Below are 17,599 nucleotides of genomic sequence, written 5' to 3'. Positions count from 1 at the left end.
TTCATACCGCGTTGGTAGCCCGAAAACTGTGTCACGCTGTAACCAATCCAGCCTAAGATCAGGCGATATCCCGAGATACCTCGCCAGCCATTGCCAAATAATGCCTTATTATTTTGCCTGGCACCGTACAGCGCCCTAACGTAACAAGGCCGGCAATAGGCCGGCCTTGTTGTCTGTACTGCGGTAAACCTACTTCTTCTTGGCGTATTTCAACGAGTCCAGCGCCACGGCGAAGATGATGATGCTGCCCTTGATGATGTACTGCCAGTACGGGTTGATGCCGATATAGGTCAGGCCGTAGTTGATGACGGTAAAGATGATCACCCCGGTCACCACGCCCCACACCGTACCCACCCCGCCGGCGAAGGAGACGCCCCCCACCACGCAGGCGGCGATGGCGTCCAGCTCATACATAAAGCCGAGGTTATTGGTGGCGCTGCCGATGCGTCCCGCTTCCAGCAAGCCGCCGAAGGCGTAGAACACGCCGGACAGCGCATAGATCATGATCAGGTTCAACGGCACGTTGACCCCGGACACCTTGGCCGCTTCCGGGTTGCCGCCGATGGCGAAGATGTTCTTGCCGAAGCGGGTCTTGGTCCACAGGATCCAGACGAATATGATGGCGATCAGCGCGTAAAAGGTGATGTAGGACAGCTTAAAGTCGCCGAAGCGCAAGAAGCCCTGGGCAAAGGTGGAAAACTTCGGATCGAAACCCGCGACCGGCGACGCGCCGACCGAATCGTAATACAGCGAGTTGATGCCGTAGACGATGATCATGGTGCCCAAGGTGGTGATGAACGGCGTCACGTTGAGATAGGCGATAATCAGGCCGTTAACCAGGCCGATCACCGCGCCGACCGCGCACACCAGCAGGATGACCAGGGGAATCGACCAGGTTTCCATGTGCGGGAATACCTTGTTGACGTTATCCATCGATTGCAGCAGCGTGGCCGCCACCACCGCCGCCAGCCCCACCTGCCGCCCGGCGGACAGGTCGGTGCCCTGAGTCACGATCAGCCCCGCCACGCCCAGCGCGATGATGATGCGCACCGAAGACTGCGTCAGGATGTTGCTCAGGTTCATCAGGCTGAGGAAGGTAGGATCCTGAATGATGATGATGGCCAACAGCACCAGCAACACCACGTAAATGCCGCCTTCCTTGAAATAGGTAAATAAGGTTTTTTTATTTAGCGCGTTCATAATTCCGATCCTTAAAGGTGCAGGGAGGCGAGACGTAAGATTTCATTTTGCGAGGTCTGTTTGGTGTTAACGATGCCCGCAACCTGACCATTGCTCATCACCAAAATACGGTCGGTGATCCCCAAAAGCTCCGGCATTTCGGACGAGACGATAATGATCCCCTTGCCCTTCTTCGCCAGTTCGGTCATCAGCTGATAAATCTCGAACTTGGCGCCCACGTCGATGCCGCGCGTCGGTTCATCCAGCATCAGGATCTCCGGCTGCGTCAGCAGCCAGCGGCCGATGATCACCTTCTGCTGGTTGCCGCCGGACAGCGAGCCGATATGGGTGTGATGCCCCGGCGTTTTCACCCGCATGGCGTCGATCACCCACTGGGTGTCGCTCTTCATCCGCGCGTTATCCAGCAGGCCGAGCTTGTTTTTATAATTGCGAATGTTGGAGATGAGCGAGTTGAAGCCCACATCGAGGTAAGCGTAAATCCCGGTGGATCGGCGCTCTTCGGTCACCAGCGCAAAACCGTGGTTAATCGCTTCGTTGGCGCTGTGGTTATCGATCGCTTTCCCGTGCAGCTTGATGGTGCCCGCCACCTTTTCGCGAATGCCGAACAGGGTCTCGACGATATCGGTGCGTTTGGCGCCCACCAGCCCGGCGATGCCGAGGATCTCCCCTTGATGCAGATCGAAGGACACATCGCGGATCGAAGGCTGGCGCAGCGACGTCAGGTTTTTCACCTCGAGGATCACCTCACCCGGCGTGTTTTGCCTGTCGGGGAAGCGCTGGCTCAGCGAGCGGCCGACCATCATGGCGATGATCTTGTCCATATCCAGCCCTTCCAGCGGCTGGGTGGCAATCCACTGGCCGTCGCGCAGCACCGTTATCTCGTCACACAGCTGGAAGATCTCCTCCATCTTGTGCGAGATATAGACGATGCCGCAGCCGCGTTCTTTCAGCTTGCGGATGATGGTGAACAGGTGATTGACCTCTTTCTCCGTCAGCGAAGAGGTCGGTTCATCCATGATGACGATCTTGGCATCGTAGGAAAACGCCTTGGCGATCTCGATCATCTGCATCTGCGACACCGACAGGTTGCCCACCTTTTCGCGCGGGTTGATGTCGATATCCAGCTCGTCGAAGATCGCCTGGGTGTCTTTGAACATCTTGTCCTGATCGACGAACAGGCCTTTGGTCGGATAGCGCCCCAGCCACATGTTGTCCATCACGGTGCGTTGCAGCACCAGGTTCAGCTCCTGATGCACCATCGAAACGCCGTGTTCCAGCGCTTCCTTCGAGCTCTTGAAATCGATTTCCCGGCCCTGAAATACAATGCTGCCGCTGTCTTTTTTGTAAATGCCGAACAGGCATTTCAACAACGTCGATTTCCCCGCGCCGTTCTCCCCCATCAGGGCGTGAATCGAGTGCGGACGGACGCGTAAATTGACATTGTCCAAGGCTTTGACGCCGGGAAATGACTTACAGATATCCGTCATTTCCAGCAAAAATTCGCGTGAGCTATCGGCCATAAATACACCTGGCTTAACGATCTTGCAGTCGTAAACATCCCCGCCGGCGGTATCCCTGGTGTTGGCGCCGCAGGCGGGGTCTTAGCGGGATCTCAATTCTTATTTAACAAACTGAGACAGGTTGTCTTTATCTACGCCGACGTAAGGAATACGCACGACTTTATTTTCGATTTTATATTGGGTGCCTTCGGTGGCCGGCTTGCCCGCCGCCAGGTTTTTCGCCAGCTCGAAGGTGGCCTTCGCCTGGTTGTCGGCGTCGTTCAGCACCGTGCCCGCCATCGCGCCGGATTTCACCAGCGCCAGCGCTTCAGGCAGCGCATCGACGCCGAACACCGGAATACTGGTCTTGTTGTGCGCTTTCAGCGCTTCCACCGCGCCCATCGCCATGGCGTCGTTGTTGGCGATCACCACTTCGATCTTGTTGGCGTTCGGGCCGGAGAGCCAGGCATCCATCTTGTCTTTCGCCTGCGCGGTATCCCACATCGCGGTATCCATCTGCAGCTGCTGGGTCTTGATGCCTTTTTCGTTCAGCGTTTTCACCACGTAGGTGGTGCGCGCTTCGGCATCCGGGTGGCCCGGCTCGCCTTTCAGCAACACGAACTGGATCTGGCCGTCTTTGTTCAGATCCCAGGCCGGGTTGGCTTGCCAGTGTTTGGCGATCAGTTCGCCCTGGATCACGCCGGACTCTTTGGAGTCGGTGCCGACGTAATATGCCTTGTCATAGCTGTCCAACGCCTTGCGGGAAGGTTCTTTGTTGTAGAACACCACCGGGATATCGTTTGCGCGCGCCTTATCGATAACCACCGGCGCCGCGGCCGGGTCGACCAGGTTGATCGCCAGCGCTTTCACGCCTTTGGCCAGCAGCACGTCGATCTGATCGTTCTGCTTGGACTGGTCGTTCTGCGAGTCATTCATCAACAGGGTAACGTCCGGTGAAGCCTTGGCGTCTTTCTCGATCGCCTTGCGCACCACCGACATGAAGTTGTCGTCGTATTTGTAAATCGTGACGCCAATACGGGTGTCAGCATGGGCTGCGGCGCCAAACATCATGGCTGCGGCCATGGCGGCCAGGGTGAAAACCTTCTTATTCATTGTCAGTCTCCGGTTCTGTGTAGGGTATTACTCGTCTTTGAGCCAATGGTCACCGGCAGTGCGCACACCCCAGGCCTGGCGATTTCCACTCAACACCTGTCGTCCGTGGATCTTGTTATTTCCGAGAAATGCTGTGTCAGCGCGAGATAAAGGTTGCAGCGGCAAGGGCCTTTGCGCCGGAAAACGCCTAGAGCATAGACGGCGCGATGTTAATATTCTGTGAATTTTCTCACAGATTGAAAACGGTTACACAAGATTAAATCGTCAGAGAGTGACCGTCGCCTCACTTTGCCAGGGGGCGACAGAATGGCGCCGCACCAGCGTCGGCATGAACAGATGACCGGCCTGCGGCTCCGCCAGGCCTGCTGCGCCCTGCAATGCCAGCTCGGTGGCCAGCGTGGCCATCGAGACGATCGGGTAGCGCACCGTGGTGAGTTTGGGGCTGGTGTAACGCGCGATGGGGATGTCGTCGAAGCCGATCAGCGAGAAATGCTGCGGCACCGTGATACCGTTTTCTTTCAACACCGCCATAGCGCCGGCGGCCATGGCGTCGTTGTAGGCGAACACTGCGCTCAGCTGTAAGTTGCGCCCCAGCAGCTCCACCATCGCCGCCTCGCCGCCCTGCAGATCCGGCGAACCATAGGCACGCCAGTTGTCGGGCGTGGCCAGCCCGGCGGCGGCCATCGCCTGCGCATAGCCCTGCTGGCGCAGCGGCCCGTCTTCGATCGGGTGATTGGAGCCCAGATAGCCGATGCGCCGATGGCCCTGCGACAGCAAAAGACGCATCGCCATTTCTGCGCCGCAGACGTTATCCAGCCCGACGCAGCGCGGCTCATAGCCGGGGATAATCCGGTTGATCAGCACCATGCCCGGCACCTGCTCCAGAAAACCGATCAGCTCGGCGTCGCTCAGGGCTTTGGCGTGAACAATCAGGGCGTTACAGCGTTGGCGGATCAGCACTTCGATCGCGTGGCGCTCTTTGTCCGCCTGATGATAGCTGTTGCCGATCAGCAGATACTTGTGGTGTTTCTGCGCCACCGTGTCTACCGCTTTCACCAGCGCGCCGAAGAACGGATCGGAGACGTCCATCACCACCACGCCCAGGGTATCGCTGCTTTGGGTCGCCAACGCCTGCGCGTTGGCGTTGGGGCGATAGCCCAGATCCGCCACCGCCTGCAGCACCTGCTCGCGCGTCTCTTTGCTGGTCAGCGCGCTGTGGTTCAGCACGCGGGAGACGGTCGCCACGGAGACCCCGGCGCGTTTCGCCACGTCGCGAATGGTGATCGGATGAACTGGAGGCATGCGGGATCCTGAAATCGGGGTTGTGGCCGGTGGCGCTATCCTACCCCGATTGGCCCGCTGCTCTGCGTGAATTACGTCACAGGAAAGAAAACGTTTACATACATTTTTTTAACCTGCCGACGGGCGCTCACTTCAGCGTCCTGGGTTCCGCTGCGCCGGCGGCCAGCTGCGTCAGCTTGCGCCACAGCCATTCCATCGGCCCCTGCTCGAAGTAACGCAGCCACAGTGCGGAAAACGCCAGGTTGGTCAGCCAGACCAGCGGCACGAACGCCAACAGCTGCAGCCGGTCAAACTGCTCATAGAGGCCGAAACGATAAAACAGCGTGGTGCAGATCAGCGTTTGCAGCAGGTAGTTGCTCAACGCCATACGCCCCACCAGGGTCAGCCAGCGGGCGATGCGCAGGCGCGACAGTGCGGGCCAAAAACCGTAACACAGCGCCAGATAGCCCATCGCCTGCAGCGGTGCGCCCAGCTCGCGCGGGACCTGCAGCAGGAAACCGCTCCAGCGATAGTCCCACTGCACCTGCCATTGCAGCGCCACCGCCGGCAGCTGGATCAGCACCGAAAGCGGCAGCAGCCACGCCGCCTGCCGCAGGTAATAGCCGGATGAGTAGCTGCCGCGCAGCCAGCCGCTGCGCATCAGCCCGGCGCCGAACAGCATCAGCCCCGCCAGCTCCCAGCCATACTGCGCGCCGATGGCCAGCAGGCTGGAGGAGAGCAAATCGGCGCGGCTGCGCCAGGCTTCGAAACCGCCCTGCAGCTTCCAGAACTTCTCGTACTGCAACTCCGCCACGCCCGGCTGCCAGAAGCTGCCCGGCTCACCGTGCGAGACGAAGCCGAGCAGCAGCAGCACCGCCACGCCAATCAAGTACAGCACCACGCCGGTTTTCAGCAGTTGGACGGTTTCTTTGGCTTCGCGGATCATGCGCCAGCACACCAGGCCGATCAGCCCGTAGGCCAGCAGAATGTCGCCGTCCCACAGGAAGATCGCGTGTGCGAGGCCGAACAGCACCAGCCACGACAAGCGCGCGCGGATCCAGCTTTTGCCGCGCCGCAGCAGCATTTGCAGCCCGGCGCCGAACAGCAGCGCGAACATCGCCAGGAACTTGGCCTGGGCGAAGAGATCGAGCAGCGCCCAGGTCCAGGCGTCGCGCGATGACGGCATCCCCAAATAGGCCGGGTTGAGGTAGGCGGCCTTCGGCAAGCCGAAAGCGCTGATGTTCAGCAATAAAATGCCGAGGATGGCGATGCCGCGCACGCAGTCCAGCGTGGCGATGCGCGGCAGAGGATGACTGTTCATTTTTTATCGCTGTCTTCCGCTCATGAAAAAGGCGCCCGCAGGCGCCTGTTGTCGTCTTGCGGGTCGCCCCGCAACGCCATCACCCCTGGTGATGACGCACCGCACGCAGGAACTCCTGGCGGGTATTCTGGCTGGACTTGAACAGCCCCCCCAGCGAGGTGGTGGTGGTGGCGCTGGTCGCGTCACGAATGCCGCGCGCCTTGACACAATAATGGACCGCATCGATCGATACCGCCACGTTATTGGTGCCGAGCAGAGTCTGCAGCGCGACCAGGATCTGCTGGGTCAGGCGCTCTTGCACCTGCGGACGCTGGGAGAAGAACTGCACGATGCGGTTGATCTTCGACAGGCCGATCACCGAGTCTTTCGGGATATAGGCCACGGTAGCCTTGCCGTCGATGGTCACGAAGTGGTGTTCACAGGTGCTGGTCAGTGTGATATCACGCACCGTCACCATCTCATCCACCTTCATCTTGTTTTCGATGACGGTGATTTTCGGGAAGTTGGCGTAGTCCAGCCCGGAGAAGATCTCGTCGACATACATTTTGGCGATGCGATGCGGCGTTTCCGCCAGGCTGTCATCGGACAGATCGAGATTCAGCAGCTGCATGATTTCGGTCATGTGCTCTTTGATGCGACGCTTGCGCGTTTCGCGATCCAGCACTTCCCCGCGCAGCGGCGTCTCCAGACCACGCTCTTCCAGTGCCGCATGCACCAGCGCGGCTTCTTTACTTAATGATGTCATGTATTTGTTCTCCTGCGGACGGAACCCGCCGGCGGCCTGGTAGGGCGTGCGGCCGGCGAATTGCTTGCTCTCGTGACGGCAGAGTTTTCGTGGTGGATAACGTGAACCCGGTCAAGATTTTGCCCCCACTGTAGATGAGAGCGCGGCGATTATCCAGCGATAGTGCTTCATCCGCAGGTGAAATATTCGCATTTAGCACAATCGGGCCGGCTGCGGGTTTCCATGCTTTTTGTATGGATTTTAATCACCGAGTCGCCGTTTTTTGCGCCAACCGCCGCGCCGGGGTATTCACCACCAGCCCCCCGGCCGCCAACAGCGCCGCCACCGCCACATACAGCGCCGGCTCCAGTCGATGGGTCATGGCGGTCGACAGCGCCGACAACATCGGCCCGACCAGTTGGCCGATCGCATAACCGGTGGTCAACAGTCCGGCCATGTAACGCGCATGACGCGGCGCCAGCTCACGCCCGTGCTGAAGAGCAAGTTGCACCACGCAGAGGAAACCGCCGCCGGTCAGCAGCGCCCCGAGCGCCAGGCCGGCCACGCCCGGCACCACTTCGGCACTCAGCACGCCCACCGCCTGTATCCACAACGTGATCGCCAACCGGGTCTGGGTGGTCAGCCGATGGCGGGTCAGAATGCCGATGACAATCCCCAGCACCGCCGCACCGCCGAACACCGGCCAGACGAACTGCGCGAACAGGCTGGCGGGAAAGCGCGCCGCCGCCATCTGCGACAAAAAGGTCGCCGGCAGGATGTAGCCGAAGCCGGCCAGACTGTAGCTCCACACCAGGCGTTTGAGCGCCGGCGTCAGCAGCAGCGGCTCCGGGGCCACGTCCGGGCGATGCAGCTCGCCGCTGCGCGGTAGAAAGGCGCTAATCCCCCCGACCAGCACCAGCGCCAGCCCGCCATACACCAGCCAGGCCTGCGCCGCCGTCAGCCCCAGCGCGTTGATGCCCACCGCCAGCATGCCGCTGAGGAAGATGCCGGCGCCCGGCCCGGCGAACACCGCCGCGCTCAGCGCCGGCCGGCCGTAGTGCGCCAACCGCTCGTTGGTCCAGGCCGCCACCAGCACCATCGCCCAGCCGCTGGCCCAGCCGATGACGAAGCGCAGCGCGCCGTGCGTCCATTCATCCTGCGCCAGCGCCGACAGCAACGTCAGCGCCATCGCGCCCCATACGCCCAGCCACAGGCGCCGCTCGACGTGGCGCGTGGCGCGCATCGCGTCGTAGGCGCCGCACAGGTAGCCCAAATAGTTGATCGCCGCCACCAGCCCGGCGCCGGTCAGGCTGAACTGATGTTCCGCGATCATCAGCGGCACCTGCGGGGTGAAAGCGAAGCGGCCAATGCCCATCGCAACGATCAGCGCGGCAAACCCGCTCAAGGCAATACGTAAAGCCATACCGGTATCCAAAAGGTTAAAAGAAAGTTGCCAGTATCATGCCGCAGTATTAAACTCACAAAAACTGAATAATACTAATCAAGTTAATCACGAAACGAGAACATTATGGATCTGACCCAGCTTCGCATGTTCTGCTGCGTAGCGGAAACCGGCTCGGTCGCCCGCGCCGCCGAGCAGCTGCACCGCGTGCCGTCGAATCTGACCACCCGGCTGCGCCAGCTCGAGCAGGAGCTGGGCGCCGATCTGTTTATCCGCGAAAAACAGCGCCTGCGCCTGTCGCCGATGGGCCATAACTTTCTGTGCTACGCCAACCGCATCCTGGCGCTGAGCGACGAGGCGATGAGCATCACCCACGCCGGCGAACCGGCGGGCAACTTCGCCCTCGGTTCGATGGAAAGCACCGCCGCCACCCGCCTGCCCTCGCTGTTGGCGGCTTACCACCAGCGCTTCTCGCAGGTTTCACTGTCGCTGACCACCGGCACCTCCGGCGAAATCGCCGATCGGGTGCGCGCCGGCACGTTGGCGGCCGCCCTGGTCGACGGGCCGGTGCCTTATGACGAGTTGAACGGCTGTATCGCCTATCCTGAACATATGGTGGTGATCTCCTGTCTCGATCACCCGCCGATCCACAGCGCCAAAGACGCCAACGGCGAAACGCTGTTTGCCTTTCGCGCCAGCTGCTCCTACCGCCTGCGGCTGGAAGCCTGGTTCAAGCGCGAAGGCGCGCGGCCGGGGCAGATTATGGAGATCCAGTCCTATCACGCCATGCTGGCCTGCGTCGCCAGCGGCGCCGGGCTGGCGATGATCCCGCATTCGGTGCTCAGCCTGCTGCCGGGCCATGAGCGGGTCCGGGTTCACGCCCTGCCGCCGGACGTGGCCGACACCGCCACCTGGCTGCTGTGGCGCCGCGACGCGTTCGGGCCAAACGTGCGCGCGCTGAAAGAATTGATTATTGAACAGACGGAAACCGCCGCTGTTGATGAAAGCACCCCCAACAATTTAACAGACGTTAGCGATATCGCCTGATTTAAAAGAAAACCACTGAGGAGACTATGATGGAGATGATCAAAACCCGCGCCGCCGTTGCCTGGGGTCCGAACCAGCCGCTGAAGATCGAAGAAGTCGAGCTGATGCCACCGCAAAAAGGCGAAGTGCTGGTGCGGATCGTCGCCACCGGCGTTTGTCACACCGACGCCTACACCCTGTCCGGCAAAGATCCGGAAGGCGTGTTCCCGGCGATCCTCGGCCACGAGGGCGGCGGCGTGGTGGAAGCGGTCGGTGAAGGCGTCACCAGCGTGGCGGTCGGCGACCACGTGATCCCGCTCTACACCCCGGAGTGCGGCGAGTGCAAATTCTGTAAATCCGGCAAGACCAACCTATGCCAGGCGATCCGCGCCACCCAGGGCAAAGGGCTGATGCCGGACGGCACCACCCGCTTCTTCAAGGACGGCAAGCCGATCTTCCACTACATGGGCACCTCCACCTTCTCCGAATACACCGTGGTGCCGGAGATTTCACTGGCGAAAATCAATAAGGAAGCGCCGCTGGAAGAAGTGTGCCTGCTGGGCTGTGGCGTCACCACCGGCATGGGTGCGGTGATGAACACCGCCAAAGTGCAGCCGGGCGACACCGTGGCGATCTTCGGCCTGGGCGGCATCGGCCTGTCGGCGATCATCGGCGCGCAGATGGCCGGCGCGGGCCGCATCATCGGCATCGACATCAACACCAGCAAGTTCGATCTGGCGCGCAAGCTGGGCGCTACCGATCTGATCAACCCGAAAGACTATGACAAACCGATTCAGGAAGTGATCGTCGAGCTGACCGACGGCGGCGTCGACTTCTCCTTCGAGTGCATCGGCAACGTCAACGTGATGCGTTCCGCGCTGGAGTGCTGCCACAAGGGCTGGGGTGAATCGGTGATCATCGGCGTCGCGGGCGCCGGGGAAGAGATCTCGACCCGGCCGTTCCAGCTGGTCACCGGCCGCGTCTGGCGCGGTTCGGCATTCGGCGGCGTCAAGGGCCGTTCGCAGCTGCCGGGCATCGTCGAGCGCTATCTGGACGGCGAATTCGCGCTGAACGACTTTATCACCCACACCATGGGGCTGGAGCAGATCAACGAAGCGTTCGATTTGATGCACGAAGGCAAATCGATCCGTTCCGTCATCCACTTCGACAAATAAGCCAGGAGGCAGAGATGACGTTGTCATTGGAACTTCTCGAAGAGCACCGCATGTTCGGCGGCTGGCAACAGCGTTATCGCCACGCGGCGCAGAGCCTGAATTGCAACATGACATTCAGCATCTACCTGCCGCCGCCGCGCGATGACAACCCGCCGCCGGTGCTGTACTGGCTGTCGGGGCTGACCTGCAACGACGAGAACTTCACGTTGAAGGCCGGCGCGCAGCGCATCGCCGCCGAGCTGGGCCTGGTGCTGGTGATGCCGGACACCAGCCCGCGCGGCGACGAGGTGCCGAACGACGAAGGCTACGACTTGGGCCAGGGCGCCGGGTTCTACCTGAACGCTACCCAGGCGCCGTGGGATCGCCACTTCCGCATGTACGACTACATCAGCGCCGAACTGCCGGCGCTGATCGAACAGCACTTCAGCGTCAGCGATCGTCAGTCGATCTTCGGCCACTCGATGGGCGGCCACGGGGCGCTGATGATGGCGTTTCGCAATCCGCAGCGCTTCCGCTCGGTATCGGCCTTCGCGCCGATAGTCAACCCGTGCCAGGTGCCGTGGGGCCGCAAGGCGTTCACCGCCTATCTGGGCAGCGACGAAAGCCAGTGGCTGCAGTACGACAGCTGCCATCTGCTGGCCAGCGGCGCGGAAAAAATGCCGGTCCTTATCGATCAGGGCGACGACGACCAGTTCCTGGCCGATCAGCTGCAGCCGGCGCGGCTGGCCGAGCTGGCGCGCCAGCGCGACTGGCCGCTTACGCTGCGCATTCAGCCGGGGTACGATCACAGCTACTTCACCATCGCCACCTTCGTGGAAGATCACCTGCGTTTCCACGCCGAGCACCTGTTCCGCTGATAAAAAAATCCGGGCGGTTTAACCGCCCGGATTTCTTCAAAAACCATCAATCAGAAAATCGATGGCGGCTTTAATTTGATTCCTGTGCTCATTGACATTACCAACGGCCTTCCCAATCTGCGAAATACGTACGGCAGCCATCTCATGCGTCATAACAAGAAACTTTTCGCCGTTGACCTCAATCTCCGGGCATAAACGTGCAGAAATTTTAACCCTGACATTATCCAAAGCATAAAGAGGGATCATTAACCGGGTCGAGAGGACATCAATAAGATCGCTTTGAACGTCCAGTAAGTAGGGATAGGCTGATGCCGGATACGTATTGTCATATACGGTAAATTGCATGTTCAAAATGTCCGATATTCATCAGACAACAAACCATTTTCTTCAGTGATACGATTAAGTTCTTCTAACGCCGCACGATTTTGCTCGCGCCACTGTTGAATCTCAATGTCCCTGACACGGACGCTCAATGCGTCCGTCAATACAGATGACACATTGACGCCCAGGGATTTTGCGCGCTGGAAAAGATCGCGATCGATGGTTACGTTGACTGTCTTTTTCGTCACATTGTTATTTGCCATATCCATTCCCCATCCCTGTAATATACACGGGTTAAATTTTCATCAATTATACTCGTAAAACAGGGGTATGCCAATTCAGCGATGCCCTCACCCCTTCAATTTCGGATCGAGCGCGTCACGCAATCCATCCCCCAACAGGTTGAACGCCAGCACGGTGATGAATATCGCCAGGCTGGGGAAGATCGCCACGTGCGGTGCGATCACCATATCGGCGCGCGCCTCGTTAAGCATCGCTCCCCACTCCGGCGTCGGCGGCTGGGCGCCCAGGCCCAAAAACGACAGGCTGGCGGCGGTGATAATTGAGGTGCCGATGCGCAGGGTGAAATAGACCACGATCGAAGACAGGGTGCCCGGCAGAATGTGCCGCAGGATGATGGTCCAGTCCGAGGCGCCGATGCTGCGCGCCGACTCGATATAGGTTAGGCGCTTCAGCACCAGCGTATTGCCGCGCACCAAGCGGGCGAAGGCCGGAATGCTGAAGATCGCCACCGCGACGATCACGTTGGCCATGCCGCTGCCCATGATCGCCACCACGCCGATCGCCAGCAGAATGCCGGGAAACGCGAACAGCACGTCGCAGACGCGCATGGTGAGGCGATCCCACCAGCCCTCATAGTAGCCGGCCAGCAGCCCCAGCAGGGTGCCGATCGCCCCGCCCGCCAGCACCGAGAACACCCCGGCCGCCAGCGAAATGCGCGTGCCCATCAGGATGCGGCTAAAGATATCGCGCCCGAGGGAATCCACGCCCAGCCAGTGCACCGGCGAAGGCCCCTCATTCAGCCGGTCGTAATCGAAGTAATTTTCCGCATCGAACGGCGCCAGATAAGGCGCCAGCAGCGCCGCCGCAATCAGCAGCAGCACCAACAGGCCGGCGACCAGCGCCGCCCGCTGGCGGCGAAAACGCCGCCAAAATTCGCCCCACGGCGTGCGTACCGCGTTGGGGTCGATAAGCGGCATCGCCTTCAGTGCGGCGTTGCGCCGCCAATGCTTAATCATGCCGCATCCTCATTGGTAACGAATCGCCGGGTTGATCGCCGCGTACAGCATATCCACCAGCAGGTTGATCAGGATGAACTCCAGCGAGAACAGCAGCACCTCGGCCTGGATCACCGGGTAATCGCGCATCTCCACCGAATCCACCAGCAAGCGCCCCAGCCCCGGCCAGTTGAATACCTTCTCCACCACGATCGAACCGCCGAGCAGGAAGCCGAACTGCAGCCCCATCATGGTCACTACCGGGATCATCGCGTTGCGCAGGCCGTGCTTCATCACCACCACGCTTTCCCGCACGCCCTTGGCGCGCGCGGTGCGCATGTAGTCCTCCTGCAACACCTCGACGAACGAAGCGCGGGTGAAGCGCGCCATCACCGCCGCCACCGCCGCTCCCAGGGTGATCGAAGGCAGAATGTAGTGCCGCCAGCTGTCGGCGCCCACCGTCGGCAGCCACCCCAGCTCGACCGAGAACACCTGCATCAGCAGCATGCCGAGCGCAAAGGCCGGGAACGAGATCCCCGACACCGCCAGCGTCATGCCGAGGCGATCCGGCCAGCGGTTGCGCCACACCGCCGACACCACGCCAATCGCCAGACCGAACGCCACCGCCCACAGCATGCTGGCGACGGTCAGCCAGAAGGTCGGCATAAAGCGCGAGGCGATCTCTTCGCTCACCGGGCGCTTGGACACCATCGAGATGCCGAAGTCGCCCCGCAGCGCGTTGCCGAAGAAGTGCGCGAACTGCTGCGGCAGCGGCTTATCCAGCCCCAAATCCTTGCGCACCAGCTGCACCACCGCCTCGTCGGCCTCCGGCCCCGCCGCCAGCCGCGCCGGATCGCCCGGCAGCAGGTGGACGAACAGGAACACCAGCACTGCCACAATCAGCAGCGTCGGGATCAGACCCAGCAGTCGTTTCAGAAAATAATTGAGCATCTCATTCCTTCCCCCGCCCGCCGCCGTCGGGCCGCAGGCGGGGATGGGCGCCTTATTTCAGATCGGCGTTATCAAAGTTGAACGAGGTATCCGGCATCACGTAGAAACCGCTCAGCTGTTTGCTGTTGGCCGACAACAGACGTTCGGTCGCCAGGAAGATCCAGGGCGCGTCGGCCCAGATGCGATCCTGCGCGTCCTGATACAATTTCTGCTTCTCGGCGCGATCGGTGGTCGCCAGCGCGTCGGTCAGATCCTTGTCCACCTGCGGATTGCTGTAGAACGCGGTGTTGAACTGCTTCGGCGGCGCCGCCTGGGTAGAGAACAGCGGCGACAGCGCCCAGTCCGCTTCCCCGGTCGAGGCCGACCAGCCGGTGTAGAACAGCCGCACGCCGGTGTCTTTCACCCCGACGCTCTCCACCTGCGCCGCGCGCTGCCCGGCGTCCATCGCCGTCACCGTCACTTTCACCCCCACCTGCGCCAGCTGCTGCTGGGTGAACTGCAGCACCTTCTGCGCGGTGCTGTGGTTGTGGGAAGACCACAGCGTGGTGGTGAAGCCGTTCGGGTAGCCGGCCTCTTTCAACAGCTCGCGCGCCTTGGCCGGATCGTACGGCCACGGCTTATAGCGGGCGGCGAAATCGATCGCCGGCGGCACCGGTCCTTCCGCCGGCACCGCGTAGCCGGCGAACGCCACCTTGATCAGCGCGTCCTTGTTAATCGCGTAGTTCAGCGCCTGGCGCACCTTCGGGTTGTCGAACGGCTTTTGAGTGACGTTCATGCTGATGTAACGCTGCAGGATCGACGGCGCAGCCACCACGTCCAGCTTGGCGTTGCCTTCCAGCACCTTGGCCTGCTCGTAAGGGATCGGGAAGGCGAAGGTCGCCTCGCCGGTCTGCAGCATCGCCGCGCGGGTGTTGTTATCCACCACCGGGCGCCAGGTGATGCTGTCGAGCTTCGGCAGCCCCGGCTGCCAGTAGCCGTCGAACTTCTTCACCTTGACGAAATCGGTCTGGTTCCAGGTCACGAACTGATACGGCCCGGTGCCCACCGGGTGGAAACCGATTTCCTTGCCGTATTGCTTCAGCGCCGCCGGGGAGATGATCGCCGCCGCCGGATGCGCCAGGTTGTTGACGAACGCCGAGAACGGCGCCTTCAGCACGATCTTCACCGTATTGGCGTCCACCGCTTCGGTTTTGTCGATCATCTTGAACAGGTTGTAACGCTTGAGGTGGCTGTCCGGGTTGCTGGCGCGATCGAGGTTGATCTTCACCGCCTCGGCGTTGAATGCGGTGCCGTCGTGGAATTTAATGCCCTGGCGCAGTTTGACGGTATAGGTCAAGCCATCTTTGCTGACCTCATAGCTGTCCGCCAGCACGTTCACCAGCTTCATGTCCTTGTCGAAGCCGAACAGCCCCTGATAGAAAGACTTGGCCACCGCCTGCGACAGCGTGTCGTTGGCGTCGTAGGGATCGAGGGTGGTGAAGTTGGAGGCCACGGCGATCACCGCGTCCTTCGCCGCCCAAACCGGGCCGGTTCCCGCCGCCAGCAGTATGGCGGCCAACAGCGCATTGCGTTTGAATGTGTGCTTCATGTCGCTTGTCTCTCCTGAGGTCTTTAAAAAGCACCGGCGATCGGGTGGCGGGCGACAAAGTGCCCGGCGCCAACCTGCACCAGCGGTGCGGTAACGGGTTCATCGCCCAGTGCGCGCACTGGGCTCGGGATCTCATCGGCCGGCAGCGGCTGCCGTTTGTGGGCATGAGCGGGATCGGCTACCGGCACCGCCGCCATCAACTTGCGGGTATAGGGGTGCTGCGGATTGTCGAATACCGCCTGCCGCGGGCCGATCTCGACAATTTGCCCGAGATACATCACCGCCACCCGGTGGCTGATACGCTCCACCACCGCCATGTCGTGTGAAATGAACAGAAAAGCGATGCCGAACTCACGCTGCAGATCGAGCAGCAGATTGACGATCTGCGCCTGAATCGACACGTCCAGCGCCGAGACCGCTTCATCGGCGATCACCACTTTCGGGTTCAGCGCCAGCGCGCGCGCGATGCAGATGCGTTGGCGCTGGCCGCCGGAAAATTCGTGCGGATAGCGGCGCGCATGCTCCGGCTGCAGACCGACGCGTTCCAGCAGCCAGGCCACCCGCCGTTCCGCCTCACGGCCGCGCATCACGTTGTGCACCAACAGCGGCTCCATGATGGAGAAACCGACCGTCAGGCGCGGATCGAGCGAGGCGTAAGGATCTTGAAAGATGAACTGAATATCGCGCCGCAGATGCTGCAGCGCCGACCCCTTCAATTGGTCTATCCGCCGCCCGGCGAAGTTGATGGTGCCGCTCTGGCTGTCCACCAGCTTCAGCAAAGCGCGCCCGGTGGTGGACTTACCGCAGCCGGACTCGCCCACCAGCCCCAGCGTCTCGCCAGGGTAAAGATCGAAACTGACGTTTTCTACCGCGTGCACCCGGCGAGTGACCCGATTGAACAACCCGCCGCGCAGATCAAAACGCGTGACCAGATGCTCCACCCGCAGGATCGGCGCAGCGTCTGGCGGCACGGTATCCTGCGGCGCCGTATCCCCCTCGCCATCCGCCAGCGGAAACTTCGCCGGCAGCGGCCGATCGGCCATCTCCCCCAGCTTCGGCACCGCCGCCAGCAGCGCCCGGGTATAGGCCTGTTGCGGCGCGGCGAATAATTCACGCACTCGATTCTGTTCCACCTGCTCGCCGCGGCGCATCACCAGCACCCGGTCGGCTATCTCTGCCACCACGCCCATGTCGTGAGTGATGAAGATCACCCCCATCTGCATCTCCTGTTGCAGCACGCGGATCAGCTGCAGGATCTGCGCCTGAATGGTGACGTCGAGGGCGGTAGTCGGTTCATCGGCAATCAGCAACGCCGGCTTGCAAGAGAGCGCCATAGCGATCATCACCCGCTGGCGCATGCCGCCGGAAAGCTGATGCGGGTAGCGCCCCAGCACCTCTTTGGCCTCCGGAATGCGCACCAGGTCGAGCATGCGCAGCGCCTCCTGGCGCGCGCTGCGGTGGTCCATGCCCTGATGCAAACGCAGCGATTCGGCAATCTGCTCGCCGACCGGAAACACCGGGTTGAGCGAGGTCATCGGCTCCTGGAAGATCATCGCCATATCGGCGCCGCGCACCGTGCGCAGCGTGCGCGGCGAGGCGCGCGCCAAATCGAGCAGCGCGCCGTCGCGCCGGCGCAGCGTCATGGCGCCGCTGACGATACGCCCGCCGCCCTGCTCCACCAACCGCATCAGCCCCAGCGAAGTGACCGATTTGCCGGAGCCGGACTCACCGACGATCGCCAGCGTCTCGCCGCGATCGAGATCGAACGACAGGTTGCGCACCGCTTCCACGGCGCCGTCCGCTTGCGGAAAACGGATGCTCAGATCGCGCACCGCCAGCACCCGCTGCGGCGGCAATGACAACCCGTCGCCGGCGGGCCGGAATGAAACGTCGGTCATACACC

The 17,599-nt window shown here is 61.5% G+C and carries 16 protein-coding genes; 3 read left to right on the top strand and 13 right to left on the bottom strand.

Annotation, left to right across the window (positions count from 1 at the left end; translation table 11 throughout):
- Positions 1-189: 189 nt before the first annotated feature.
- From mglC to J0F90_RS07665, 7 genes are all read right to left on the bottom strand, one after another.
- Positions 190-1,200, bottom strand: a complete 1,011-nt coding sequence (gene mglC, locus J0F90_RS07695) for a galactose/methyl galactoside ABC transporter permease MglC (protein ID WP_004938953.1) — start codon at positions 1,198-1,200, stop codon at positions 190-192.
- Positions 1,201-1,211: 11 nt separating this feature from the next.
- Positions 1,212-2,720 (bottom strand): galactose/methyl galactoside ABC transporter ATP-binding protein MglA, encoded by a 1,509-nt coding sequence (gene mglA, locus J0F90_RS07690; protein WP_004938959.1) that lies wholly within the window; start codon positions 2,718-2,720, stop codon positions 1,212-1,214.
- A gap of 99 nt (positions 2,721-2,819) precedes the next feature.
- Positions 2,820-3,812 (bottom strand): galactose/glucose ABC transporter substrate-binding protein MglB, encoded by a 993-nt coding sequence (gene mglB, locus J0F90_RS07685; protein ID WP_004938962.1) that lies wholly within the window; start codon positions 3,810-3,812, stop codon positions 2,820-2,822.
- A 264-nt stretch (positions 3,813-4,076) separates the two neighbouring features.
- On the bottom strand, positions 4,077-5,114 hold the full coding sequence (gene galS, locus J0F90_RS07680) for an HTH-type transcriptional regulator GalS (protein WP_016928450.1): 1,038 nt from the start codon (positions 5,112-5,114) through the stop codon (positions 4,077-4,079).
- Between the two features lie 127 nt (positions 5,115-5,241).
- The gene (gene yeiB, locus J0F90_RS07675) at positions 5,242-6,414 is read right to left on the bottom strand and encodes a DUF418 domain-containing protein YeiB (protein WP_016928451.1); all 1,173 of its coding nucleotides are present in this window, start codon (positions 6,412-6,414) and stop codon (positions 5,242-5,244) included.
- 79 nt (positions 6,415-6,493) lie between these two features.
- Positions 6,494-7,159 (bottom strand): GTP cyclohydrolase I FolE, encoded by a 666-nt coding sequence (gene folE / locus J0F90_RS07670; RefSeq protein ID WP_004938969.1) that lies wholly within the window; start codon positions 7,157-7,159, stop codon positions 6,494-6,496.
- A 244-nt stretch (positions 7,160-7,403) separates the two neighbouring features.
- Positions 7,404-8,561, bottom strand: coding sequence for a YbfB/YjiJ family MFS transporter (locus J0F90_RS07665; RefSeq protein WP_033640883.1), 1,158 nt, complete (start codon positions 8,559-8,561; stop codon positions 7,404-7,406).
- A gap of 105 nt (positions 8,562-8,666) precedes the next feature.
- On the opposite strand from J0F90_RS07665, the gene ptrR reads away from it, so the two are divergent.
- The 3 genes from ptrR to fghA are packed head-to-tail and all read left to right on the top strand — an operon-like array spanning position 8,667 to position 11,598.
- Entirely contained in the window at positions 8,667-9,587 is a 921-nt protein-coding gene (gene ptrR, locus J0F90_RS07660) for a putrescine utilization regulator PtrR (protein WP_033640884.1), read from the top strand.
- A 29-nt stretch (positions 9,588-9,616) separates the two neighbouring features.
- Positions 9,617-10,741, top strand: a complete 1,125-nt coding sequence (locus J0F90_RS07655) for an S-(hydroxymethyl)glutathione dehydrogenase/class III alcohol dehydrogenase (RefSeq protein ID WP_016928454.1) — start codon at positions 9,617-9,619, stop codon at positions 10,739-10,741.
- A 14-nt stretch (positions 10,742-10,755) separates the two neighbouring features.
- Complete coding sequence (gene fghA / locus J0F90_RS07650; protein WP_015377214.1) at positions 10,756-11,598, top strand: S-formylglutathione hydrolase; 843 nt, start codon at positions 10,756-10,758, stop codon at positions 11,596-11,598.
- A gap of 36 nt (positions 11,599-11,634) precedes the next feature.
- On the opposite strand, the gene J0F90_RS07645 is transcribed toward fghA, so the two are convergent.
- The 6 genes from J0F90_RS07645 to J0F90_RS07620 form a co-directional block, all read right to left on the bottom strand.
- Positions 11,635-11,943 carry a CcdB family protein gene (locus J0F90_RS07645; protein ID WP_025302144.1) on the bottom strand — a complete coding sequence of 103 codons (309 nt, stop codon included), beginning with the start codon at positions 11,941-11,943 and terminating at the stop codon, positions 11,635-11,637.
- A gap of 2 nt (positions 11,944-11,945) precedes the next feature.
- Positions 11,946-12,188 carry a type II toxin-antitoxin system CcdA family antitoxin gene (locus tag J0F90_RS07640; protein WP_078061989.1) on the bottom strand — a complete coding sequence of 81 codons (243 nt, stop codon included), beginning with the start codon at positions 12,186-12,188 and terminating at the stop codon, positions 11,946-11,948.
- A gap of 81 nt (positions 12,189-12,269) precedes the next feature.
- Positions 12,270-13,178 (bottom strand): glutathione ABC transporter permease GsiD, encoded by a 909-nt coding sequence (gene gsiD / locus J0F90_RS07635; RefSeq protein WP_181817231.1) that lies wholly within the window; start codon positions 13,176-13,178, stop codon positions 12,270-12,272.
- Positions 13,179-13,187: 9 nt separating this feature from the next.
- Complete coding sequence (gene gsiC / locus J0F90_RS07630) at positions 13,188-14,108, bottom strand: glutathione ABC transporter permease GsiC (protein ID WP_016928458.1); 921 nt, start codon at positions 14,106-14,108, stop codon at positions 13,188-13,190.
- Between the two features lie 52 nt (positions 14,109-14,160).
- On the bottom strand, positions 14,161-15,696 hold the full coding sequence (gene gsiB, locus J0F90_RS07625) for a glutathione ABC transporter substrate-binding protein GsiB (RefSeq protein WP_033640885.1): 1,536 nt from the start codon (positions 15,694-15,696) through the stop codon (positions 14,161-14,163).
- A 23-nt stretch (positions 15,697-15,719) separates the two neighbouring features.
- On the bottom strand, positions 15,720-17,594 hold the full coding sequence (locus J0F90_RS07620) for a dipeptide ABC transporter ATP-binding protein (protein WP_033640886.1): 1,875 nt from the start codon (positions 17,592-17,594) through the stop codon (positions 15,720-15,722).
- Positions 17,595-17,599 lie beyond the last annotated feature (5 nt).

It is taken from the genome of Serratia marcescens subsp. marcescens ATCC 13880 (assembly GCF_017299535.1).
GTDB lineage: Bacteria > Pseudomonadota > Gammaproteobacteria > Enterobacterales > Enterobacteriaceae > Serratia > Serratia marcescens.
The sequence above is the reverse complement of the archived record's forward strand: the minus strand, read 5'-3'. Positions and strand labels throughout refer to the sequence as shown.